Source organism: Shewanella sp. 0m-8, from assembly GCF_052977265.1.
The window spans coordinates 1-24,616 of record NZ_JBRIMB010000056.1; the positions used below are offsets into that span (position 1 = coordinate 1).

Genomic DNA, 24,616 nt, shown 5'->3' on the forward strand with positions numbered 1-24,616 from the left:
TCATGATTATACGCCTATCCTTGACTCTTTTTAGAGTACAGTTTGATAAGCAGTTACACAAAGTTAGTTACAGTCTCGCTGAATTTGCAGGGGGCGCTCTACTGCAGATAAGCTAATTCATATTAGCGACTACAGTTAAGCTGTCACATTTAAGCCACTACAATTATGCGGCTATAACTAAGCGGCTATAACGAAGAGATATAGCTAAGTAATATGGCTAATCTATATAGTTAAGGCCTTCATTTTACAGTGTGAAGGCCAGCAGGTATAAATTTCGCTTTATGAGGTTTTACGGCTGTTATCGACCTGTTTCTTTTCGTAATACTCAAATGGAAATACATTTCTAATGCGCTGAGTAATCGCATCACTGACGTTAGCAGACACATGCAGGCGCACATCCCCAAGTTTTTCAGCTCTAACGGTACAAGTCAGTTTATTGGATTTTGCGATAGCACGGCACTCCTTGGCAAACTTGTCTGGGATTTTGCCTTTATGGGTCGTCATGCGGCCATTTTTAAAGTTTATTTCAAACAGGGTTAATCCTTTTTTACCACTGAAGATAAGCTTGTAGACAATGAAAATAGCGATAGCAATAAAAACAATTTTAAGTAAGGTTGGGGTCATGCGCTTTCCTTTTCAATAAATTACTTATAGCCCTAGAGTTAAGATACTCCTCCCAATAGCGATTTAAAAGCCAGTTAGCTCACGAGATTGGAATTTTCACTCGCAGCACACTATGTTGAATGACTTAGCTTTGATATGACCTAGCTTTATATGAAATAGGGTTATATGAAGTAGCTTTGAATTAGATAGCCAAATGGATGCTATCGGTTGTTAGTTATCTGACTGTCGTGGCCATGTTTTGTTAGTCATGTTCTGTTAGTTATGTATTGCGAGTTATCATCTGCAGTCATCTGATGTAAATGACTGCAGATGATAATAAAAAACCGCCAGATGGCGGTTTTTTGTTGGGAGGGAAACTGTCTAGGCTAGCGTTAACGGCATAGCTTAAAATGCATAGCTTACAGTAGCTAGCACTGTGCCATCATTTCTCCATGGCTCTTTCGAGTCGATGATATTATCTGAACTTAAGTTAGTATCTAACCAAGCTAGAGATAGGCCTACACCGCCAAGTTCAGTCGAGACACCGATAGAGTAGTCAACATAGTCCTCGCCCCAGTCACCCATTTCTTCATCATTCACACCTTCACCATAGCTATATCCCACATGGGCATCGATACTCCAATTCTCGAAGATCTCGTATGAATAGTTTAGCTCGGTGTAATTGAGTGAAAGATCGGCATTAGCGTAGTCATTGGTGTACCACTGGGCTAGGTGGAATCCCGCATAGTACAGACCCGCATTCGCTTCTAAATAACCGGTATTCTCATCTTGGCCTGGATAAGTGTAGTAAGTCAGTGTAACGTCGTACTCCCACTCTTCATCGGCTCCGAAAGCGCCCCAATATCCTGCATAGAGATCAATTTCCACATCGGCATCGTAGCTATCTTTATCAACATTACTCGCCCAAGCACCAAAGAACAGGCCATTTTCCATGCTGTAATCTAAGCTGCCTTGAATCGCAAAATCGCCTGCCGTTTGTGATACACCGCGAAAGCGGTAATCGTTGGTGACATCAATCTCGCCAGAAAACTCAGCTTGAGCAAGAGGGGCCATTAGCGCAGTTGATAATGTTAGACCGACAAGTTGGGCAATCCGTTTATTATTTAATTTTTTATACACGGTAGTTTCTCCATTTAACTATGTTGACTTTGATGCTGGTTTTTATCGTTAATATCTTGGCCTGTAGACCACTGATATAAACCATTGATATCGAGCATCATTATATTTTGCCAAACAGCAGCATATTGCTACGACCTCATGGCGAATAAGCGATTTTCTAATACCAGATAGCTATAGGGATTACAGCGTATTTGGCTCGAAAATCACGTATACCTTACGGCAGTTATCTAGCACCTCCCAGGTGCCTTCAAACCCTGCTGGAATGACAAACCTGTCACCCGTTTTCACCGTTATGCAGTGACCATTTTTGTCGGTAACCTTGCAGGAACCAGACAAAATCTCACAATATTCATGTTCGCTATAGGCGACATTCCAAGTGCCGATATCGCCTTGCCATACTCCGGCATGAAACTGGTCACAGTCACTAGAGTAGTGGTTTTGTAGTGCTTGCTCAGGCTCGCCAGCTATGACCTTTTCAGCATCGAGCTTATAGCGCTCGATTGCAGTATTGAGCGTTGAAAAGTTTAAAATTGAATCTATGTTTTGAATCATTAGTGCTTCCATGTCAGCGATAAGTTAGCGCGTGTAAAGCTAAACGAAAAAAGCGCGGCCTAAGCCACGCCTTTTTGTATTACTTCATCGTCGGCATAACAAACTCAGCCTTTGTACCTTGCGAGGCGTTTTGAGACGATTGCGGCCAACGTGCAGTTATGGCTTTGCGCTTAGTATAAAAACGGACTCCATCTGGGCCATGCATATGCAGTGGGCCAAAGAGAGAGCGTTTCCAACCACCAAAGCTATGGAACGCCATTGGTACAGGGATCGGTACATTGACCCCTACCATGCCGACCTGGACGTTATGGCAGAAGTGACGTGCAGCTTCTCCACTTTGAGTAAAGATAGCGGTGCCGTTACCAAATTCATGATCATTTATCAGTTGCAATGCGTCGGCATAATCTTTTACTCGAACGATGGCGAGCACAGGGCCAAAGATCTCTTCTTTGTAGATAGTCATCTCTGGGGTGACGTGATCAAATAAGCAGCCACCTAAGAAGTAACCTTGCTGGTGGTCGGCAACCGAGAGCTGTCGGCCATCGGCAAGCAGCTTTGCTCCCTCGGCAACGCCTGTCTCAACATAGTTGCTAACCTTTTCTAGATGCTGGGCAGAGATAAGCGGACCCATATCCATCTCTGGCGTGACACCATTTCCGACCTTTAGCGCCTTGATTTGTGGCAGTAACTTTTCAACTAACGCGTCTCCAGAGTCGCCTACGGCCAACACTACAGATATTGCCATGCAGCGCTCGCCAGCACTACCGTATGCTGCGCCCATCAGTGCGCCAACGGCTTGGTCAAGATCGGCATCTGGCATCAATAACATATGATTTTTTGCGCCGCCGAGCGCTTGAACGCGCTTGCCGTGGGCTGATGCGGTTGAATAGATATATTCTGCGATTGGCGTAGAGCCTACAAAACTTACCGCTTGCACATCTTTGTGAGTGAGTAGGGTGTCAACGGCTTCTTTGTCACCGTTAACGACGTTAAATACGCCTTTAGGTAGGCCTGCTTCGGTCAGTAATTCGGCTAGGCGCATCACTGAGCTTGGATCTTTTTCTGATGGCTTCATGATAAAGCTGTTGCCACACGCTATGGCAATTGGGAACATCCACATAGGTACCATTACTGGGAAGTTAAATGGGGCTATCCCCGCAACGACGCCAAGTGATTGGTTCAGGGTCCAAGCATCAACGCCGCCACCAACCTGTTCGGTATGCTCGCCTTTCAATAGGTGCGGAATGCCACAGGCAAACTCTACGACTTCAAGGCCACGAATTATTTCACCCTTGGCATCGTCGAGTACTTTTCCGTGCTCACGGGTGATAAGCTCTGCAAGCTCATCAATATTGGCTTCAACCAAAGCTTTAAACTTAAACAGTACACGAGAGCGGTTCAGTGGGGTGACTTTAGACCATGACTCATGTGCTTTTTTAGCCAATTCAATCACGCCAGCCACCTCGGCTGCACTGGCAAGGGAGACTGTGCCACGTTGCTCACCTGTCGCAGGCTCGAAAAACGCTTGAGTACGCTGACTTGGCGCAGAGTGGCCGCCGTTAATGTAATGGTTAATCGTGTGCATAACGCAAAATCCTAATTCTTATTTCCCAGTTGGGAGCCAATAGTGTTTATGGGGGTTAATGGTTTTACCTATTACATCAGCGCTGCTGATTTTCGAGCTCATGTAGCAGTGCAAAGCCATGCTATTAACGCAAGCGTGCAAAGCGATGTAATAGGTGCTGGGATTAACCGACAGCTTTAATCGCATCGCTAAGAGTATTAACAATCTGATCTATCTGCTGTTTGTCGATAATTAACGGTGGGGATATTGCAATAATATCGCCAGTGGCACGCACTAAGGTACCCGCTTCGAAGCAGTGCTCAAAGATCCCAAAACCACGTTTGCCCGCGCCTTTATCGCTCGGGGCGAATTGAATGCCGCCGACTAAGCCTGTGTTGCGAATATCAATCACATTGGGGAGGCCTTTTAAGCTATGCACTGCATCTTCAAAATAGCCTTCGAGCTCCTTGGTTCGCTCAAACAGCTTTTCATTTTCATAGATGTTTAGGGTGGCAATGGCAGCCGCTGCGGCAACCGGATGACCGGAATAGGTATAGCCGTGAAAGAGCTCAATAGCATTTTCAGGACCTTGCATACAGGTATCGTAAATATTGTCATCAACCAAAACCGCGCCCATTGGAATTGCGCCGTTATTTAAGGCTTTTGCAGTGGTGATCATGTCTGGTATCACCCCCCAACGCTGACTGGCGAAGGCGTCGCCTACACGGCCAAAGGCTGTAATGACTTCATCAAAAATAAGTAAAATACCGTACTTGTTGGTGATTTCGCGAAGCTTTTGTAGGTATCCCTCTGGTGGCAAAATAACCCCAGCAGAACCTGACATTGGCTCAACAATCACTGCGGCGATGTTTTCAGCACCGTGCAGGGCAACGAGTTGCTCTAGTACTTCTGCTTTTTCTGCACCGGTCTTAGGCATACCACGGCAAAATGCATTGCCGTTAATATCTAAGGTATGCGGTAGGTGATCGACACCTTGCAGTAACTGTTGATTAAAGGTCTTACGGTTATTACCAATACCGCCTACCGAGATCCCGCCAAAGCCAACACCATGGTAACCGAGCTCACGACCAATAAAGCGGGTGCGTGTGGCTTCACCGTTGGCACGGTGGTAGGTGAGTGCAATTTTCAAAGCACTGTCGACAGACTCAGAACCTGAGTTGGTAAAGAAGGCTTTGTTTAATCCCTTTGGGCTTATTTGAGCTAAGCGCTCAGCCAGCTCAAAGGCAAGAGGGTGGCCCATCTGAAATGATGGCGCATAATCCATCTCATGAATTTGTTTACTGACCGCTTCAGAGATCTCTTTACGGCCGTGTCCGGCGTTACAGCACCACAAACCTGCTGTACCGTCTAATATGGGGCGACCTGCAACGTCTTTATAATACATACCTTCGGCATGGGCGAGCATTCTAGGGCTCGACTTAAACTGCCTATTTGCCGTAAACGGCATCCAGTAATGTTCTAATGACTGCGTATCGCATTGATTGTGCATCTGTGGATCTGCCATATCATCTACCTTGATTCAGTTTCATTATTTTAATTATTGTTTTGTTATCTGTTGCTTTTTTGGGCAAGCGGTCGATATTTGCTATGCTATGTCAGAAATAATGAACATGAAAGCTTTTTGTGCATTTATTTGTAGCAAAAATGAAGTTTTTGTAAAATATATTGAAATTATGATGCTAATAAGCGTAATCTTTAGTACACCTTTTTGTGGTAATTCGCCTGTAGATGGCGCGTTAACCGCATTAACCCTCATTCTAATTATTATATTCAGTGTTAAGAGGTCATCATGAGCACACCAGAAAGTCGTAGTCAGTGGCAAGCGTTAGCGGATTCTTTGTCAATAAACGGTTCAGCTTTTATTGCAGGCGAATACCTTGACGCACAGTCTAAGCAAACCTTTGACTGTATCAGCCCGATCGATGGCAGAGTCTTAGTTAAGGTGGCAAGTTGCGATGAGGCTGATGCCAATATTGCCGTTAACAATGCCAGAGAAACTTTTGAAACGGGTGTTTGGGCAAACCTAGCACCTGTTAAGCGTAAGCAAGTGATGATACGTTTTGCTGACTTGCTGGATCAAAATGCCGACGAGCTAGCCTTACTTGAAACCTTAGATATGGGTAAGCCTATTCAATACGCTAAGACAGTAGATGTGGCAGGCGCTGCGCGGGCTATTCGCTGGTCTGGTGAGGCCATTGATAAAATTTACGATGAGATAGCCCCAACGGCGCACAATGAAATAGGCATGATCACTCGTGAAGCTGTAGGGGTCGTCGCAGCGATTGTGCCGTGGAACTTTCCGATGTTGATGGCTTGTTGGAAGCTTGGTCCAGCTTTAGCCACTGGTAACAGTGTGGTACTTAAACCGTCTGAGAAATCTCCGTTAACAGCGATTCGTATGGCGCAAATAGCCGTTGAAGCAGGCTTGCCAAAAGGTGTGTTAAACGTACTGCCTGGCTTTGGCCATACAGTGGGAAAAGCGCTAGCGCTACATATGGATGTTGATACCTTAGTATTTACCGGCTCGACTAAGATTGCTAAGCAGTTGATGATCTACGCGGGTGAGTCAAACATGAAGCGGGTCTGGCTAGAAGCTGGGGGTAAGAGCCCGAATATTATCTTCAATGATGCGCCGGATCTTAAAAAGGCGGCAGAGGCAGCAGCTTGTGCCATCGCCTTTAACCAAGGTGAAGTCTGCACCGCTGGTTCGCGCTTGTTGGTGGAGTCTGGGGTAAAAGATGAGCTTATTGGCTTAATAGCCGAAGAGCTTAAGGGCTGGACACCTGGGCACCCCTTAGATCCCGCGACCACTTCTGGCGCAGTTGTCGATAAACAGCAGTTAGATAATGTGCTTGGCTATATTCAAGCGGGAATCGATGAAGGTGCAACCTTAAATCATGGTGGCTCTCAGGTGATGCAAGAGTCGGGTGGCGTTTATATTGAGCCGACTATTTTCTCAAATGTTGATAACAAGATGACCATCGCTAAAGAGGAGATATTTGGCCCAGTATTATCGGTAATCACTTTTGATGGCATGCAGCAGGCGATTGAGATTGCCAATGACACCATCTATGGCCTCGCAGCGGGGGTGTGGACATCGGATATCAATAAAGCGCACAAGACGGCTAAGGCCCTTCGAAGCGGCATGGTGTGGATCAATCACTATGATGGCGGCGATATGACCGCGCCATTTGGTGGCTATAAACAGTCGGGTAATGGTCGCGACAAGTCGCTACATGCCTTTGATAAATACACCGAAATTAAGGCAACTTGGTTAGTGCTGGATTAATTTCTGAGTCAATCAATGTTGTTATGCCTGTTGAAGTAACCAAAGCCCTTAAGTGTAAACTTAGGGGCTTTTTGGTGTTTGTGTAATTGTAAAATAAAATTTTTATTGACCTGTCTAATGCTTCATAGTTTATGGTAGCCATAAATATTGAGGGCAGCCTATGTATCGCATTTCTGAGCTAGCACTAAAAATCGGATTAAGTCGCTCGACTCTGCTCTATTATGAAAAGCTGGGGTTAATTTCGGCTACGCGACAGGCAAATGGATATAGGCGTTACTCTGAACAGGATGTGCAACGTTTAAAGCTACTGCAACAATTACAGGCAGGGGGATTAAGCCTAAAAGAGTGTCAGGCTTGCCTAGAAAGTCGCATCGACAGGCAGTTGCTACTGCAACGACTCAAGGTTTTAGATGATGAGATAGCCCAGAAACAGCAAGCGAAAGAACTGCTCAGTGCAATGCTTGGCATGGGGTCGATGAGAGAGTGGCATCAAGCGACAGAAATGCAGGCTCCTGATGCACATCTAGAGTGGTTGATGAAGCAGGGCTTCGATGAAAAACAGGCTTTGAGATTGAAATGGTTATCTAAAGATATGAATGAACATGAGCAGTATATGGCTGATTTTGAGTTGATCTTTGATGGGTTAACAAGATTCGGCCCAGGTGCAGAAACTGACTCATTAACAGCACTAAAGGCTGTTTCGCTTAACTCGGGGGAGCTGTTAGAGGTTGGCTGTGGCAAAGGTGTGGCTACTCGGGTGTTGGCTCAGCATTCTGAATTTGTCATCACTGCGCTAGATAATGATGAGTCTAGCCTGAGCAGTTTAAAGCAGAGCTTGAGTCAAGGGCTCGCTCAACGTGTGAAAACCGTGTGTACAAGCATGACTGAAATGCCTTTTTCAAAAGCCGAGTTTAACGTTATCTGGAGCGAAGGTAGTGCTTATATCATGGGGGTAGAGCAAGCTTTTAAAAATTGGAAACCATTGCTCAAGCCCCAGGGGTATTTAGTCATCAGCGATCTAGTTTGGAGTACAGATACTCCCAGCGATGAATTGAGAGAATTTTGGCAACAAGAATACCCAGATATGGTCACTGCAAACCAGCGTATTGAGCAGGCTAAACAGGCTGGCTATGAGTTGATTGATAGCTTTGCACTCAGTGAGCAAGCTTGGAGTGAATATTATCAGCCGCTTCAGACCCGTATTGATGAGTTAGCGCCTTTAATGCCGAACTCAAAGGCGCTGCTAGACATTAACAAAGAGATCGAAATAGCGGCTAAGCGGCAGGATGAGTTTGACTATCAAATGTTGATTTTACAGAAGATTTAATAACTCCCGATTATAAGATTATTAGGAAAATAGAGATGAAGTTTTTACAGTGCAACACAGATAACGCCAAAGAGATCTCGCATCTTTTCAATGAAACCTTTAGCGCCTCCGAAGGCGCTGATGAAGGTAAAGTGATTGGCGAGTTAACGACGGCTCTTATGAATACAACAGGCAGTGATGATCTGTTTATCTTTGTTGCGACAGAAGGCGGTAAGCTAGCGGGGAGCATCATGTTTTCAAGGTTAACCTTTGAAACTGACATCAATGGTTTTATCTTGTCGCCCGTCGCTGTTCATCCCGATTTTCAGCGCCAGGGAGTGGGTCAGGCATTGATTAAGTTTGGTCTAGAAACGTTAACTGAAAAAGGGGTTGAGCTTGTGTTTACCTACGGCGACCCTAACTACTACTCAAAAGTTGGGTTTAAACAGCTTAGCGAAGATATTGTTAAGGCTCCGCATACGTTGACTTACCCTGAAGGCTGGCTTGGTCAATCTCTCGCTGCAAAGACGCTGCAGCCATTAAGTGGTCAGTGCCGCTGTGTCGACGCCTTAAATAAAGCAGAGTACTGGTGATAACTCTGACAACACCGGAGCCAGAGCGATTGTTGATTTATAAGTTGTGATAAAGCTGGAAACGTTATCGGTATCGCTAACTTGCTAATATAAAACAGATATTATGGCTGCTAAGTGAAAGGCAAATAAAGCTAAGCGAGAGCGATAATATATGAATGACGAGCATTTTAAAGGTCAGTTTGAAGTCGAGTTAAAGTACCGCTTGGGTTGTAAGTCCGCGTTCTTAGACATATTGAGTTCAATAGAGCACGAAGTCATGTTTGAAGATAATATCGAATCAGATTGTTACTTTGATACCAATGACCAGCAGCTGCTGTCTGAGAAAAAAAGTGTCTGCATACGCGAGTGCGAGCCATCGGGTATCAAGCTTTGGATAGTAAAAGGGCCGCAAGCCGATCGCTGTGAAGCGACCAATATCACCGATACTAATAGCGCTAAAAGCATGCTCAAAACCATGGGTTATGAGGTGTGTTTAGAGATGCAGAAACAGCGCAGTATCTATTTTATTGATAAGCTCCATATCACTGTCGATCATTTAGCTGGGATTGGTGACTTTGCCGAGTTTGCCATTATGACTGATGATGAAGCGATGTTAGACGTCTATCGAGCCGAACTGGTGAGCTTAGCAGCTCAATTTGGACTGACAGAAAAGCAGCTTGAACATAGATCCTATCGTAATCTTCAGACCGCCCAAATTAAATAACATGCCGTTGAAGCTGAGTGCAATCTTGTGCACCATGTTATTTATGAGGAATTATGCCAAGGCGTGATTAACGACGCTTCAAAGCAGCAATATTTAGATATTGTTAATTGCTTACATGCACAAGGAGATCAAGCGGTCATTCTGGGGTGTACAGAGATTGCATTATTGATCGGGCAACATGATACCCAAGTGCCTCTCTATGATACGACAGCGATCCACTGTGGATATGCGGTCGATATGGCATTAAGTTAAGCCTTGATTGTTGAGCAATAATAAACGGACGATAAAGTCCGTTTATTATTTAGGCTGGTCTAAAAGTCGACGTTAAAAAATATCCTTAAATCTATGATAAAGCATGCCCATTGCTAACATCGGTGACCGTAGGTGTGGTCCGCCAGGAAAAGTCATATGCGGGATTTTGGCGAAGATATCGAAGCGTTCTGCTTGGGTGGTTATCGCCTCGGCAATCAACTTTGCCGCCATATGGGTGGCGTTAACACCATGACCTGCATAAGCCTGAGCATAGAAGATATTTTTGGCATCAGGCAAACGACCAATTTGTGGTAAACGGTTGGCGCCTATACCCATCATGCCTCCCCATTCATAGTCGATTTTAATGCCTTTTAGCTGTGGAAATACTTTTTCAAGATTGGGTCTAAGTGCGGCTTCAATATCTTTTGGATCTTTGCCTGAGTAGGTACACAGACCGCCGAATAGCAGGCGGTTATCTTCAGATAGATGATAGTAATCAAGATCGACTCTTAAGTCGGCAAACGCCATATTCTGCGGGATAATAGCATCGCATTGCTCCTGAGTTAGCGGCTCGGTAGCTAAAATATAGGTGCCAGCGGGAAGGACCTTACTGCCAATATTCTCTTCTAAATCTAAGCCTAAGTAGGCGTTGCCAGCTAATACAAGGTATTGACAATTAACCTCACCCTGCTCGGTGATAACTTTTGGCTTATCGCCCTTAATGATTTTTTTCGCAGCGCTATATTCATACATCTTAACACCTAAACTGCGAGCAACTTTGGCTTCGCCTAGGGCTAGGTTAAGTGGGTGTAAGTGGCCACTGGCCATATCAACTAATGCGCCTTGGTAAAAGTCAGAGCCTATCACTTCCCCAATGCGAGATTTATCGAGTAAGGTCATATTGTGGCCGTAGCCGATATTATTTAGATGTTCAAAATCTTCTTCAAGCTCCCTCATATGGCGAGGACGAATGGCTAAGTCGCAGTAGCCCATCTGTAAGTTACAATCAATATTGTGCTCAGCTACACGTTGCCTAACGATATCTACCGCTTCAAAGCCCATCTGTTCGATAGCTTTTACACCTTCGTTACCTATGATGTTTTTAAATTGACTAAGGTCATGTCCAATGCCGCGGATAAGCTCGCCGCCATTACGGCCAGATGCTCCCCAGCCAATGCGTTTTGCTTCAAGTAGGGCTACGCTAAAGCCTTTTTGAGCCAGTTCAATTGCCGTGTTAATGCCACTAAATCCGCCGCCGACCACACACACATCTACATCTAACACTTCTTCTAATCGTGGTGATTGATGCAGTTCTTTAGCGGTTGCGAAGTAATAGGATGCGGGGTATTGGTCGCTATGAACCGGGTTTTTAGTTGACATCTTTTCTCCAAATATATGTTTTTATTGTAAATTGGAATTGTGACGGTATATTCTAAGTTATATTAATAAATTATTTACAGATGTTCGTTATTTTTAACATGCTTTCCTGTAGAATACAAACACACTCGGTGCTATTCACTCCGCAGGTGATTAAAAGCGGGCTCTAGTTGTACCGAGAATGCGTAGTATTGCTCTACACGTTGTTGAAGACAAAAACGATTACTTCAATTAGGGGAAAGATTTTGGATATTGGAGAAAACCTTAAACGGGTTAGAAAAGAGAAGGGCTTGTCTCAACGAGAGCTTGCTAAGCGCGCTGGTGTGACTAACAGCACCATCTCCATGATTGAAAAAAATAGCGTTAGCCCTTCGGTTAGTTCGTTGAAAAAGGTGCTTTCTGGCTTACCTATGTCTTTAGTAGAGTTTTTTTCTATTGAAGATACTTCGGCTGCTGAGCAAAAAGTGGTGTACCGCAGTGATGAGCTGTTAGATATCGGCGACGGTATGTTGGACTTTAAGTTAATCGGTCGAGACTTTCCAAATCGGGCCATGTCTGTCATGAGTGAAACCTACCCGCCGGGCTCTGATACGGGGATTGAAATGCTTAAGCATGAAGGTCAAGAGGCGGCAATGGTGATCGAAGGGCGTTTAGAGCTGACCGTGGGTGATGAAGTCTTTGAGTTAAAAGAAGGGGATAGCTATTACTTTAATAGCGAGTTGCCACATCGTTTTCGTAATCCGTACGAACAATCGTGCCGAATTATCAGTGCGACGACACCTGCTAATTTCTAGATAATCTCTCCAGCCTTATCTCTTCCCTACCTTCGCGAGTGTGACTCTCAAAGGTAGGGTTATCAATATCAATATCCTGTCATCTCCACCTTCTATGACATTAGTTACTAGCTCGATGAGCTAATACTATTTTTTATGCTCCCATGTAAATAATATAAAGCATTCACTCAAGGTGAACGTTAATTTTATCAAACTGATTGGTTATGCTAATTACGCATAAAAACTTTATCTTTATGCATTTGGAAACAAATGAAAATAAAATTAGACTTATTTATCTTACTGATAATTAAAGGGATGTTAAAATAATTTACATTTTTTAACATTCCTTTAATCCAGCCTATTGCCTCCCTTATTGAATCCGTGTAGTGTGTGAAAAAATGAACGTGTGCGCAATAACTGTTCATTATTCAAGATTTCGTAAATCAAGATAACAACTATTCAAAATAATTCTAAAAATTACGAAGACAAAGGATTGAAGGTGTTTTATGTCGGAAGTAGGGCTCGCAGTTGTTGGTGTGACTGCATGTAATCAGCAGTTGGGCTTGCACCCTTTCAATATTGTGGGTGAGAAGTATTTATTATCAATAGCAGATGCGACACAAGCTTGGCCATTAGTTATTCCTGCGTTAGGGCATTGCCCCGCAGAAACTATTCTTGCCCGTTTAGATGGAATACTGTTTACGGGCTCCCCATCAAATATCGAACCACACCACTTCCAAGGTCCCGCAAGTGATGAGGGGACACTACATGATCCCAAGCGCGATGCGACCACTCTCCCCTTGTTAAAAGCAGCAATCGATGCAGGCATACCAGTACTTGCTATTTGCCGTGGATTTCAAGAGATGAACGTTGTTTTTGGTGGCAGCTTGCATCAAAAGCTGCATGAACTGGACGGGTTTATCGAACATAGAGAAGACAAAACGCAGCCGGTAGAGGTGCAATACGGTATTTCGCACGAGGTTAAAATAGAACCTGGAGGACTGCTTCACGATGCATGGGGCCGCAGCTCTGCAGAGGTGAACTCTGTCCATACCCAAGGTGTCGATCGCCTAGGTGTTGGGTTGCGGCCAGAAGCATATGCAAACGATGGGTTGATAGAAGCGTTTTCTGTCAAAGAAGCAAAGAATTTTGCACTAGGCGTACAGTGGCATCCGGAATGGAAAGTACTCGATAGTCCTTTTTACACCGCCATCTTTAAAGCCTTTAATCAGGCATGTCAGCGCCGTGCAGCAAGCAGAGTGAAATAATCATGAAAAAGTTAGTTAATTATTTAAAAGAACACAAAATTACCGAAGTTGAATGTGTCGTATGCGATATGACTGGTATCGCCCGAGGCAAGATTGCGCCCGTTGCCAAATTTATAGATGAAAAAGGCATGCGCTTACCAGAAAGTGTATTACTGCAAACCGTCACTGGTGATTATGTTGATGATGAATCCTATGATGCGCTGCTTGATGAAGCGGATATCGACTTTGTCTGTGTGCCGGATGAAAATGCGATATTTAAACTGCCCTGGACGATAGAAGCGACTGCACAGGTTATCCACGATACCTACGATAAGATGGGAAACCCTATCGAATTGTCCCCACGTAACTTACTTAAAAAAGTACTTAAGCTTTACGAAGATAAAGGTTGGAAGCCTGTTGTTGCACCAGAGATGGAGTTCTATTTAACACGTATTAATGAAGATCCGGATCAACCTCTGATCCCTCCTATTGGCCGCTCTGGTCGCCAAGAGTCTGGTCGTCAGTCTTTTTCTATCGATGCGGCAAATGAGTATGACCCGTTATTTGAAGATATGTATGACTGGTGTGAGGAACAAGGTCTAGATATTGATACCTTGATCCACGAAGAAGGCACCGCGCAGATGGAGATTAACTTCTCCCATGGTGACGCACTGTCTTTGGCGGACCAAGTCTTTGTGTTTAAGCGTACCCTGCGCGAAGCTGCTCTTAAGCACAACGTCTGCGCCACGTTTATGGCAAAACCAATCACCAATGAGCCTGGCAGCGCGATGCACCTGCATCAGAGTATTGTAGATACCAAGTCAGGCAAGAATATCTTTTCCAATGAAGATGGCACTAAAAGCCCGCTGTTTTACAGCTTCATCGGTGGGCTGCAGAAGTTCATCCCTGAGCTATTGCCGCTATTAGCGCCAAACGTTAACTCATTTCGCCGTTTCTTACCGGGTGCATCTGCACCAGTAAATTTGGAGTGGGGCGAAGAAAACCGTACTTGTGGCCTGCGTATTCCTGAATCTTCACCACAAAATCTACGCATTGAAAACCGTATAGCTGGCGCCGATGCCAACAGCTATTTGTCGATTGCCGCCAGCCTTTTATGTGGTTATATGGGCATGGTTGAAGACGTTAAGCCATCAACGCCAGTGCAAGGTCGAGCCAATGAAACCCGTAGCGGTATCGCGCTGCCGTTAACGCTAGAGGAGTCTTTGGCTGTTATGGCTGAAAGCTCTGCATGTCGTGAGTATTTGGGTGACACCTTTACTAATGGCTATATCGCCGTTAAGCAAGCTGACTTAGAAAATTATCGTCAAGTGATTAGCTCATGGGAACGCAAGTTCTTATTGCTGACGGTATAACGCATTGTGGCAGAGTGATGTTTGGGGATGTTTCTCTGCCCTAAAGTGATGGGATAATTTAAAGGAAGTTACTCATATAGATAGCATTTTAAAGAGTGTTATCTATATGAAAGCTGTAAAGCAGTACCACACTGCCGATGCGGTTTTTCAGGTGTAGCATTGGTTAACTATAAGAACTAAAGCCAATAAATTGGCAAACAATGAATGGACAGCAGAGTTGCATTATCTGCTGCTACGCTAAATAGGAGAAAGCATGAAACTTTTTAAAAAGGTGACCACACTTGCGCTCGTCACAGCAAGTGTACTGGCATCGACTACCGCATATGCAGAAGAAGTGGTTCGTGTATATAACTGGTCAGATTATATTGCTGAAGATACGCTAGAAAACTTCCAAAAAGAGACGGGCATTCGTGTTATTTATGATGTGTTTGACAGTAATGAAGTCGTCGAAGCCAAATTGCTTTCAGGCCGCTCAGGTTACGATATTGTCGTCCCTTCTAATAGCTTCCTAGCAAAGCAAATTAAAGCGGGTGCCTTTCAGAAACTGGATTCAAACCAACTATCAAATCATAAGAATTTAAGCCCCGAGCTGATGACTCAGCTTGAATCTGCTGACCCAGGGAATCAGTATTCAGTGCCATACCTTTGGGGAACTAACGGTATTGGTTATAACGTAGAAAAGGTCAAGGCGGTACTTGGTGAAGACGCCCCGGTTGATTCTTTAGAACTTATCTTTAATCCAAAGTATGCCGAGAAGGTTTCTCAGTGTGGCTTGTCTCTGCTCGATAGTGCTGACGAGATGATCCCTATGGCGCTTATCTATCTAGGCCTTGATCCAAACAGTACCAAAGCTGAAGACTTTAAAAAAGCCGGTGAAGTACTCGCTAAAGTGCGTCCTTACATCACTTACTTCCATTCATCTCGTTACATTACAGACTTAGCCAATGGCGATATCTGTGTAGCATTTGGTTATTCGGGTGACATTTTCCAGGCCGCCGATCGTGCCGATGAAGCGGAAAATGGCAACACTATCGAGTATTCAATTCCGAAAGAAGGCTCAAACCTATGGTTTGATATGCTAGCTATACCAGCTGATGCAGCCAACGTCAAAAATGCGCATACCTTTATTAACTACCTGCTACGCCCTGAGGTGATAGCGCCAATTACCAACTATGTTGCTTACGCTAATCCAAACGTACCAGCACTGCCTTTAGTTGATGAAGATGTACGTACTAACACGTCTATTTACCCAACGAAAGAAGTACTCGATCGTTTGTATGTTGGCGATGTTCGTCCAATGAAGTCGCAGCGTTCATTGACGCGTGTATGGACCAAAGTGAAATCGGGCTATTAATCAAGTTTGGGCAAGGCATCGCCTTGCCCTTTTTGATCCACAAGTAATAGATGAATTGATACAAAGGGCTGCAATTATGGCCCTTAGTTGGAGAAGTAATATGGCTAGTACCTTGGACGTCACCAATAATTCGATTAAAAAGACGCAGGGCGAAGTGCTACTTCAGATAGACAGAGTAAGTAAGCTATTTGATGAAGTGCGTGCAGTAGATGATGTCACGCTAAATATCAAGAAAGGGGAGATTTTTGCATTGCTAGGCGGTTCGGGCTCGGGTAAGTCTACCCTGCTACGTATTCTGGCTGGATTTGAAAAGCCATCTGAAGGGCGCATCTTTCTAGACGGTGAAGACATTACCGACATGCCCCCCCATGAACGCCCTATCAATATGATGTTTCAGTCTTATGCGCTATTCCCCCATATGACGGTAGAGCAAAATATCGCTTTTGGCTTGAAGCAAGATAAGTTATCAAAAGCGGAAATTACGTCTCGGGTGCAGGAGATGCTAAAGCTAGTGCACATGGAAACCTACGCTAAGCGCAAGCCTAACCAATTATCGGGTGGTCAGCGACAGCGTGTGGCATTAGCCCGTTCGTTAGCGAAGCGTCCTAAGCTGTTACTGCTCGATGAGCCGATGGGAGCGTTAGATAAAAAACTACGCACTCAGATGCAACTTGAGGTGGTGGATATTTTAGAGGCCGTTGGCGTGACCTGTGTAATGGTAACCCATGACCAAGAAGAAGCCATGACCATGGCAGGTCGCATCTCGATAATGAATGATGGTTGGATTGCTCAAACGGGTTCACCTACCGATATTTATGAGAGCCCCAATAGCCGTATGGTAGCGGAATTTATTGGTAGTGTTAACTTGTTTGAAGGTGAAATCGTAGTCGATAAAGCCGATCATGTACTGATTAAAAGCGAGGGCTTATCGCAAAAACTATTTATCGATCATGGGGTATCAACCAGTGTGGAAGATAAAACAGTGTGGGTTGCCGTTCGTCCTGAGAAGACGCGTATTACTCGTGAGCAGCCTGAAGGCGAGCATAACTGGTCTAGCGGGGTCGTTGAGGATATTGCATATTTAGGGGGGATTTCTGTGTACTACATCCGCCTGCCGAATAAGCAGCTTATCCAAACCATTATGACTAACCGTGAACGTCGTTCAGACCCTCCTACATGGGAAGAAGCGGTTTTCATCAGCTGGGAGGCCACCTGCGGAGTGGTCCTTAGATCATAAGGAACTGAACATGAAAAAGCCGTTAAAATTTAGATTGCCCAAGGGTCAATGTTGGACCATAGGTGTCCCATACTTTTGGCTACTGATGTTCTTCGCACTCCCTTTTGCCATCGTACTTAAGATTAGTTTTTCTACACCGATTATCTCGATACCGCCCTACGAACCTCTGTTCCAGTATGCTGAAGAGTCTTTGCAGATCATGCTGAATTTAGGTAACTATCTGCTTATTCTAGATGACTCTTTGTATTACAACGCCTACCTTGGCTCGCTTAAAATGGCGACCATTTCAACCATAGGTTGTTTGCTGATTGGCTACCCGATGGCCTATGCCATTGCGCGTGCGCCAAAGCGTAATCAAACCTTGTTAATCCTGTTGGTGATGCTGCCTTCTTGGACCTCATTTCTTATTCGAGTTTACGCCTGGATGGGCATATTGAGTAACAACGGAGTGATTAATAATGTGTTGATGTGGACTGGAATTATTTCCGAGCCGCTGCAGATCCTAAACACTAATACCGCAGTCTATATTGGTATTATCTACAGTTACTTACCGTTTATGATTTTGCCGCTTTACGCCAATCTATCTCAGCTAGATGGTAGCTTACTCGAAGCCGCTGCTGATTTGGGATCCCGTAGTCTCAATACCTTTTGGAAAGTCACACTACCTCTGTCTAAAGGCGGCGTGATAGCCGGATCTATGTTGGTATTTATTCCGGTCGTGGGCGAGTTTGTTATCCCTGAACTACTGGGTGGCCCAGACTCCTTGATGATAGGCAAGGTGTTGTGGCAGGAGTTCTTCAATAACCGTGATTGGCCGGTGGCGTCTGCGCTTGCGATTGTCATGCTCGGCTTACTGATTATTCCGATTACTCTGTTCCACCGTTATCAGGCTAAAGAGATGGAGAAAACAGCATGAAGAAATTAAGTTTTTCTACCATTATGCTTTGGGCGGGTATGTTTTTCCTGTACGCGCCAATGTTTATCTTGGTGATTTACTCATTTAACGAGTCTAAGTTAGTGACCGTATGGGCTGGTTTTTCAACCAAATGGTACGGTGAGCTGTTACGCGATCAGCAGATCCTGGATGCTGTATGGACCAGTTTACAGGTGGCGTTTTACGCTTCTACTATGGCAGTGATCATCGGCACCATGGCGGCATTTGTAATGACGCGATTTGCTCGAGGTTGGGGTAAGTTAACTCTGTCTAACATGATCACGGCGCCACTCGTGATGCCTGAGGTGATTACCGGTCTGTCTTTGCTGCTCTTGTTTGTGCATATGGCCGACTTGTTTGGCTGGCCTGCAGAGCGTGGCATGTTAACCGTTTGGATTGCCCACTCAACCTTCTGCGCCGCTTATGTGGCCGTTGTTGTGTCATCGCGCTTACGTGAAATTGACCGCTCGGTTGAAGAAGCTGCGCAAGATCTAGGGGCGACACCATTTAAGACCTTCTTCGCCATTACGGTGCCGATGATCTCTCCTGCGCTAGTAGCGGGTTGGTTACTGTCATTTAGCTTATCTCTGGATGACTTAGTGATTGCCAGCTTTGCATCAGGACCAGGTGCTACGACCCTGCCTATGGTGGTGTTCTCCTCGGTACGTATGGGAGTCTCGCCTAAGATTAATGCGCTGGCGACCTTGATCATTCTTATCGTATCGCTTATCGCATTTATCTCTTGGTACTTCGCACGTCGCGCAGATATTAAGCAGCGTTCTAGCTCTGCTTAACCTTATTAGCGTCACTCGGGTATAAAAGTTACCTGCTAGCTTTTATACCCGTCAGGGTTACCAACTTATCGAAAACCCATTTGTTGAAGACTAATTTGTTAAAGATAGTGAGCCTGTGAAGGCTCACTTATCGAGATCTAAAAATTCGCAGCTTAAGCACAAAAGGACAGAAGTTATGTCAATAATAATCAATGAAAGACAGGCGGAAACCATGACCAGCACACCACATGTAGATTCATACTACGCGGCATCAGCCAACGATAAAACTGAGCGCCCAATGCTGCAAGACAATATCGAAACTGATGTTTGTATTATTGGTGCGGGTTACACCGGATTGTCGACAGCATTACATCTACTGGAAATGGGCTACAAGGTCACTGTATTGGAGGCGGCTCGCATTGGTTGGGGCGCGTCGGGCCGAAATGGCGGCCAAATAGTTAACAGTTTTAGCCGTGATATCGACTCGATTGAAAAAACCGTCGGTAAAGAGGCCGGGAAGCTATTTGGTGAAATGGCTTTCGAAGGTGCTCGCATCATAAAAGAACGCATCAAAAAATATAACATTCAATGCGATCTGCAAGATGGCGGCGTGTTTGCTGCGCTAAATGATAAGCAGATGGGGCACTTGCAATCACAAAAAGCCTTGTGGGAAAAGCATGGTCACATGAACCATCTTGAGTTACTTGATAAAAATGACATTCGTAAAGTGGTTGATACCGAATCTTACATCGGTGGATTACTCGATAAAAGTGGTGGCCATATTCACCCGTTAAATCTTGCGTTAGGTGAAGCCCATGCGGTGGAGTCGCTAGGTGGCAAGATCTATGAAGACTCAGCAGTTATAAAAGTGGAAGAGGGTGACAATCCTGTTGTGCATACAGCGAATGGCAGCGTTAAGTCTAAGTTTGTCGTCGTCGCGGGCAATGCTTACTTAGGCGGTCTGATGCCAAAACTACAGGCTAAGTCTATGCCTTGCGGTACGCAGGTGATCACGACAGAGCCGCTGAGTGCAGAGCTGGCTAAAAGCTTATTGCCACAAAACTACTGCGTTGAAGATTGTAACTACTTACTCGATTACTTTCGTCTATCGGGTGACAACCGCCTAATTTACGGTGGTGGTGTAGTTTATGGGGCGCGCGATCCGGCTGATATTAAGTCGATCATCAGACCTAAGATGCTCAAGACCTTTCCACAACTTAAAGATGTGAAGATTGATTATACTTGGACAGGCAATTTTTTACTGACCCTGTCGCGTTTACCTCAAGTGGGCCGCATCGGCAGTAATATCTATTATTCACAAGGCTGTAGTGGTCATGGGGTAACTTATACGCATTTAGCGGGTAAGATCTTAGCTGAAGCGATTAATGGACAAGCAACTCGTTTCGACGCTTTTGCGGGCTTGCCCCATTATCCGTTCCCTGGCGGGCACGCGTTAAAAGTGCCGTTTAGCGCTATTGGCGCTTGGTACTACACTATGCGTGACAAGCTAGGTGTGTAATTTTATTCGCTCAACGATGAACTCAATTCGGCTTAAAGCAGTCGAATCAAACTAGCCGATAAGCTAAAAGTGCTAAAGCCAATTAAGGAGTAACCCGTGCAGTTAAATGATATGAGTTTGCTACGTCAGCAATGTTATATAAATGGCGAGTGGCTTGAAGCCATAAGCGGTGAAAAGGTCGAGATAGCCGATCCTGCTACCCATAAAGTGATTGGCAGTGTGCCGGTAATGGGCACGACAGAAACCAAAGCGGCGATAACGGCGGCCGAGAAAGCCCTTCCTGCATGGCGTGCGTTAACGGCTAAAGAACGCGGCGCAAAACTGAATCGCTGGTTTGAGCTATTACTTGAACATCAAGACGATTTAGCACTGATGATGACTACGGAGCAAGGCAAGCCGCTAGCAGAAGCGAAAGGTGAGGTCGTTTATGCTGCCTCATTTATTGAATGGTTCGCCGAAGAAGCTAAGCGCGTTTATGGCGATACGATCCCAGGCCATCAAGGTGATAAGCGTTTGATGGTGATTAAGCAAAGCGTTGGCGTCACCGCAGCGATTACGCCGTGGAACTTTCCTGCTGCGATGATCACTCGTAAAGCTGCCCCAGCATTAGCGGCGGGTTGCACTATGGTGGTAAAACCTGCGCCGCAAACGCCCTTTACCGCATTGGCACTTGCAGAGCTTGCCGAGCGTGCAGGCATTCCTGCTGGAGTCTTTAGCGTGGTTACAGGCGATGCAATTGCCATAGGTAATGAGCTTTGTGCTAACCCTGTGGTGCGAAAATTGTCTTTCACTGGCTCGACGCCAGTGGGTATTAAGCTGATGCAGCAATGCGCGCCGACACTTAAGAAAATGTCACTCGAGCTTGGCGGTAACGCGCCATTTATCGTATTTAACGATGCTGACATCGATGCGGCGGTCGAAGGGGCTATGATTGCTAAGTATCGTAACGCAGGGCAAACCTGCGTGTGTGCAAACCGTATCTATGTCCAAGAGGGTGTATATGATGAGTTTGCCCAGAAGCTAGCCAGCGCAGTGGCTAAGTTGAAGGTCGGCCTTGGCACCGATGCTGGCGTTACCACTGGTCCACTGATTAACAGTGATGCCGTGGTTAAGGTACAAAGACATCTTGAAGATGCGCTTTCGAAAGGCGCGACATTGGTTACAGGGGGCAAACTGGCGAGCTTAGGTGGCAACTTCTTTGAGCCAACGATTGTCACCAATGTTGATAAAAGCATGTTAGTCGCTAAAGAGGAAACCTTTGGCCCACTGGCACCTTTATTTAAATTCTCTGATGTTGATGATGTGATTAAGCAAGCTAACGACACCGAGTTTGGTTTAGCCGCCTATTTTTATGGCCGCGATATCTCACTGGTATGGAAAGTCTCTGAAGCACTTGAATACGGTATGGTGGGTGTCAATACAGGGCTTATCTCGACTGAAGTAGCACCATTTGGCGGTATAAAAGCCTCTGGACTTGGCCGTGAGGGTTCGAAATTTGGTATCGAAGAGTACCTGGAGATGAAGTATATCTGTATGTCAGTTTAATACCTGTTTTTATGATGATGTCACTAAAAGCGCACTTTCAACGGATTGGGATTAAGAGGAAGTTATTATGACAACTAATGAGTCACTTATGGTGCGCCGCCAGGCCGCGGTTGCTAATGGTGTGGGCCAAATTCATCCTATTTACACTCAGCGCGCCGACAATGCTACGGTCTGGGATGTCGAAGGACGTGAGTTTATCGACTTTGCTGGAGGCATTGCGGTGCTTAATACCGGCCACCTGCATGATAAAGTCAAAGCCGCGGTAGCTGAGCAGTTAGAGCTGTTTTCTCATACTTGCTTTATGGTGCTGGGTTATGAGAATTATATTCAAGTCTGCGAGAAGCTTAATCAGCTTGTGCCTGGCGATTTTGCTAAGAAAACAGCGCTATTTACCAGTGGCTCAGAGGCGGTTGAGAATGCCGTGAAAGTGGCTAGGGCTCACACCAAACGCAGCGGTGTTATCGCCTTTACCTCGGGCTATCATGGCCGCACTATGGCGGCATTAGCCTTAACAGGTAAAGTTGCCCCTTACAGTAAAGGCATGGGGTTGATGTCGGCGAATGTATTTAGAGCCGAGTTTCCCTGTGCGCTGCATGGAGTGAGTGATGACGATGCTATCGCATCGATTGAACGCATCTTTAAGAACGATGCAGAGCCTGATGATATCGCTGCCATCATTATTGAACCGGTACAAGGCGAAGGCGGTTTTTATCACACCTCAGTAGCGTTCATGCAGCAATTACGTCAGCTATGCGATAAGCACGGCATTATGTTGATCGCCGATGAGGTTCAAACTGGTGCAGGACGTACCGGTACCTTTTTTGCTATGGAGCAGATGGGAGTAGCGGCAGATATCACGACCTTTGCGAAATCTATTGCTGGAGGCTTCCCGCTCTCAGGTATTACAGGTAGTGCTGAAGTGATGGACTCTATTGGTGCGGGCGGCTTAGGCGGCACCTATGGTGGTAGTCCGTTAGCCTGCGCTGCAGCACTTGCCGTGATAGAAGTGTTTGAAGAGGAGAAACTGCTACAAAGAGCGAATGCACTTGGGGCGAAGCTTAAGGCGTCGCTCAAAGCGATGGCGGAAGCGCATCAGCAAATCGTTGATGTACGTGGTCTTGGCGCCATGATCGCAGTGGAGCTTATGCAAGACGGTAAACCTGCACCAGAGTATTGCGCTCAAATGCTCAAAGAAGCGCGAGATAGAGGGCTTATTTTGTTGTCTTGTGGAACCTATGGCAATGTACTGCGAATTTTAGTGCCACTGACTGCGCCAGATGAGCAAGTTGATAAGGGGCTTGAGATTATTCGTAGTTGTTTTGATGTGGTATTAAAATCGAGTTAAGCCAGTAAGATAAGTTAATTATTTCGGCTGAGCAAAAATTGCTAATAATCCGAGTTTAGTTTCTAAGCTCGGATTTTTTATACGTTAAATCTAGCGCTACTTAACCATTAGCGCTATTTGACCACTAGTACTGGGCAGTGAGCTTTACAGACAACATCTTCGGTAGTATTGGGATTGAGAAAGTGAGCAAGCCCTGTGCGGCCATGACTTGCCATAACTATCATGCCAACATCCAGCTTTTCAGCGGTCAATAAAATTTGTTCTACAGGGTGGCCATGGCAAATAGCACTTTCAAAAGACAGAGTATCATCGAGAGTGGTGATAAACTGCTTCATTTTCTCGGCAGCCTCTTTTTCCATTCTCTCGATCAGATCATCGGGTGACACCGCTAACACACGGGTATATTTATCACCAAAGGGTTTATCGACAACATGTAAAAGGCAGATCCCAACTTTATAAAACGTGGCCATTTCTATGGCGTAGCCTATTGCATGAGATGCTGTTTCTGAAAAGTCGGTTGGGCAAAGGATCTGTTTTGTTCGCATAACATTCTCCTGTTTAATACAGGTATAAATTATAAAGTGATAGCGTTAAAAGCATGGATTACACCGCTTATTACGTCACGCTAAATCCTTGCTACTTTAAATATAGGCGCTGTGTGCTAGTGAGCAAATACTCAGTCTATGTAATCCCTCATATTTGTACCCCCTTGCCTATGTAACCCCTTACCTATGTAACAAGGCTTTATTTTTGCTCAGCCTCTATTTGTTAGCTTCTGCTTAAGATGTTTTGAACTCGATTGACCACTAACCCAAAAGCCACTACTGTAAACTCAACGATTGCGATGCCTACGAACATTGAAAATAGTGCAGGCACATGTCTTATAAAATCCATAAAGACCTCTAAAAAATAGTTGATACAAGCTGATACGTTCGCATAAATATCCCACAGAAATTAGCCGATAGTTTTGATTCAGTTCACAAAAATATAAGCCTTAACTATTGTTAATCTTGTACTTTATGCTTGCAACTCGATGTGGGTTAGCGCTAGGTAAACGCTTTTAAATATGGGTTACAGGTTTAATGGCATTGTGCATTTATGATTAGCGAGTGAACT

General features: G+C 45.1%; 21 protein-coding genes and 1 pseudogene. 15 read left to right on the plus strand and 7 right to left on the minus strand.

Annotated elements, in window-relative coordinates:
• Positions 1 to 279: 279 nt before the first annotated feature.
• From ACVBIO_RS18900 to ACVBIO_RS18920, 5 genes are all read right to left on the minus strand, one after another.
• Positions 280 to 624 (minus strand): DUF3634 family protein, encoded by a 345-nt coding sequence (locus ACVBIO_RS18900; RefSeq protein ID WP_447173206.1) that lies wholly within the window; start codon positions 622 to 624, stop codon positions 280 to 282.
• A 384-nt stretch (positions 625 to 1,008) separates the two neighbouring features.
• Positions 1,009 to 1,743 (minus strand): TorF family putative porin, encoded by a 735-nt coding sequence (locus ACVBIO_RS18905; RefSeq protein WP_447170217.1) that lies wholly within the window; start codon positions 1,741 to 1,743, stop codon positions 1,009 to 1,011.
• A gap of 180 nt (positions 1,744 to 1,923) precedes the next feature.
• The gene (locus ACVBIO_RS18910; protein ID WP_447170216.1) at positions 1,924 to 2,295 is read right to left on the minus strand and encodes a cupin domain-containing protein; all 372 of its coding nucleotides are present in this window, start codon (positions 2,293 to 2,295) and stop codon (positions 1,924 to 1,926) included.
• A gap of 79 nt (positions 2,296 to 2,374) precedes the next feature.
• Positions 2,375 to 3,880: a CoA-acylating methylmalonate-semialdehyde dehydrogenase gene (locus tag ACVBIO_RS18915; RefSeq protein ID WP_447170215.1), complete on the minus strand. Its 1,506-nt coding sequence runs from the start codon at positions 3,878 to 3,880 to the stop codon at positions 2,375 to 2,377.
• Between the two features lie 163 nt (positions 3,881 to 4,043).
• Entirely contained in the window at positions 4,044 to 5,384 is a 1,341-nt protein-coding gene (locus ACVBIO_RS18920; protein ID WP_447173207.1) for an aminotransferase class III-fold pyridoxal phosphate-dependent enzyme, read from the minus strand.
• Positions 5,385 to 5,669: 285 nt separating this feature from the next.
• On the opposite strand from ACVBIO_RS18920, the gene ACVBIO_RS18925 reads away from it, so the two are divergent.
• From ACVBIO_RS18925 to ACVBIO_RS18945, 5 genes and pseudogenes are all read left to right on the plus strand, one after another.
• Complete coding sequence (locus ACVBIO_RS18925) at positions 5,670 to 7,169, plus strand: aldehyde dehydrogenase (protein ID WP_447173208.1); 1,500 nt, start codon at positions 5,670 to 5,672, stop codon at positions 7,167 to 7,169.
• Positions 7,170 to 7,329: 160 nt separating this feature from the next.
• Positions 7,330 to 8,496 carry a MerR family transcriptional regulator gene (locus ACVBIO_RS18930; RefSeq protein ID WP_447164586.1) on the plus strand — a complete coding sequence of 389 codons (1,167 nt, stop codon included), beginning with the start codon at positions 7,330 to 7,332 and terminating at the stop codon, positions 8,494 to 8,496.
• A gap of 35 nt (positions 8,497 to 8,531) precedes the next feature.
• Positions 8,532 to 9,068: a GNAT family N-acetyltransferase gene (locus ACVBIO_RS18935; protein ID WP_447160333.1), complete on the plus strand. Its 537-nt coding sequence runs from the start codon at positions 8,532 to 8,534 to the stop codon at positions 9,066 to 9,068.
• Between the two features lie 151 nt (positions 9,069 to 9,219).
• Positions 9,220 to 9,771: a class IV adenylate cyclase gene (cyaB, locus tag ACVBIO_RS18940; RefSeq protein WP_447160334.1), complete on the plus strand. Its 552-nt coding sequence runs from the start codon at positions 9,220 to 9,222 to the stop codon at positions 9,769 to 9,771.
• 9 nt (positions 9,772 to 9,780) lie between these two features.
• A pseudogene (locus ACVBIO_RS18945) lies at positions 9,781 to 10,023 on the plus strand (aspartate/glutamate racemase family protein); the annotation flags it as partial.
• Positions 10,024 to 10,095: 72 nt separating this feature from the next.
• Here ACVBIO_RS18945 and ACVBIO_RS18950 read toward each other — a convergent pair.
• The gene (locus ACVBIO_RS18950) at positions 10,096 to 11,403 is read right to left on the minus strand and encodes an NAD(P)/FAD-dependent oxidoreductase (protein ID WP_447160335.1); all 1,308 of its coding nucleotides are present in this window, start codon (positions 11,401 to 11,403) and stop codon (positions 10,096 to 10,098) included.
• Positions 11,404 to 11,645: 242 nt separating this feature from the next.
• Here ACVBIO_RS18950 and ACVBIO_RS18955 point away from each other — a divergent pair, with 242 nt between their 5' ends.
• The 10 genes from ACVBIO_RS18955 (at position 11,646) to gabT (ending at position 23,500) form a co-directional block, all read left to right on the plus strand.
• Positions 11,646 to 12,194, plus strand: coding sequence for a cupin domain-containing protein (locus ACVBIO_RS18955; RefSeq protein WP_447160336.1), 549 nt, complete (start codon positions 11,646 to 11,648; stop codon positions 12,192 to 12,194).
• Positions 12,195 to 12,679: 485 nt separating this feature from the next.
• Entirely contained in the window at positions 12,680 to 13,441 is a 762-nt protein-coding gene (locus ACVBIO_RS18960) for a gamma-glutamyl-gamma-aminobutyrate hydrolase family protein (protein WP_447173209.1), read from the plus strand.
• Positions 13,442 to 13,443: 2 nt separating this feature from the next.
• The gene (locus tag ACVBIO_RS18965) at positions 13,444 to 14,793 is read left to right on the plus strand and encodes a glutamine synthetase family protein (protein ID WP_447160338.1); all 1,350 of its coding nucleotides are present in this window, start codon (positions 13,444 to 13,446) and stop codon (positions 14,791 to 14,793) included.
• A gap of 253 nt (positions 14,794 to 15,046) precedes the next feature.
• The gene (locus tag ACVBIO_RS18970; RefSeq protein ID WP_447160339.1) at positions 15,047 to 16,147 is read left to right on the plus strand and encodes a polyamine ABC transporter substrate-binding protein; all 1,101 of its coding nucleotides are present in this window, start codon (positions 15,047 to 15,049) and stop codon (positions 16,145 to 16,147) included.
• A 100-nt stretch (positions 16,148 to 16,247) separates the two neighbouring features.
• Entirely contained in the window at positions 16,248 to 17,384 is a 1,137-nt protein-coding gene (gene potA / locus ACVBIO_RS18975; protein ID WP_447170210.1) for a polyamine ABC transporter ATP-binding protein, read from the plus strand.
• Between the two features lie 10 nt (positions 17,385 to 17,394).
• Complete coding sequence (locus ACVBIO_RS18980) at positions 17,395 to 18,300, plus strand: ABC transporter permease subunit (protein WP_447160341.1); 906 nt, start codon at positions 17,395 to 17,397, stop codon at positions 18,298 to 18,300.
• The gene (locus ACVBIO_RS18985) at positions 18,297 to 19,112 is read left to right on the plus strand and encodes an ABC transporter permease subunit (protein WP_447160342.1); all 816 of its coding nucleotides are present in this window, start codon (positions 18,297 to 18,299) and stop codon (positions 19,110 to 19,112) included. Before ACVBIO_RS18980 ends, ACVBIO_RS18985 begins: the two co-directional genes overlap by 4 nt.
• Before the next feature lie 211 nt (positions 19,113 to 19,323).
• Entirely contained in the window at positions 19,324 to 20,610 is a 1,287-nt protein-coding gene (locus ACVBIO_RS18990) for an NAD(P)/FAD-dependent oxidoreductase (RefSeq protein ID WP_447173211.1), read from the plus strand.
• Positions 20,611 to 20,706: 96 nt separating this feature from the next.
• Positions 20,707 to 22,155, plus strand: a complete 1,449-nt coding sequence (gene gabD, locus ACVBIO_RS18995; RefSeq protein ID WP_447173210.1) for an NADP-dependent succinate-semialdehyde dehydrogenase — start codon at positions 20,707 to 20,709, stop codon at positions 22,153 to 22,155.
• Between the two features lie 64 nt (positions 22,156 to 22,219).
• Positions 22,220 to 23,500 (plus strand): 4-aminobutyrate--2-oxoglutarate transaminase, encoded by a 1,281-nt coding sequence (gabT, locus tag ACVBIO_RS19000; RefSeq protein ID WP_447160358.1) that lies wholly within the window; start codon positions 22,220 to 22,222, stop codon positions 23,498 to 23,500.
• 113 nt (positions 23,501 to 23,613) lie between these two features.
• Here gabT and ACVBIO_RS19005 read toward each other — a convergent pair whose 3' ends face one another.
• Entirely contained in the window at positions 23,614 to 24,045 is a 432-nt protein-coding gene (locus tag ACVBIO_RS19005) for a universal stress protein (protein WP_447160344.1), read from the minus strand.
• Positions 24,046 to 24,616: the final 571 nt, after the last annotated feature.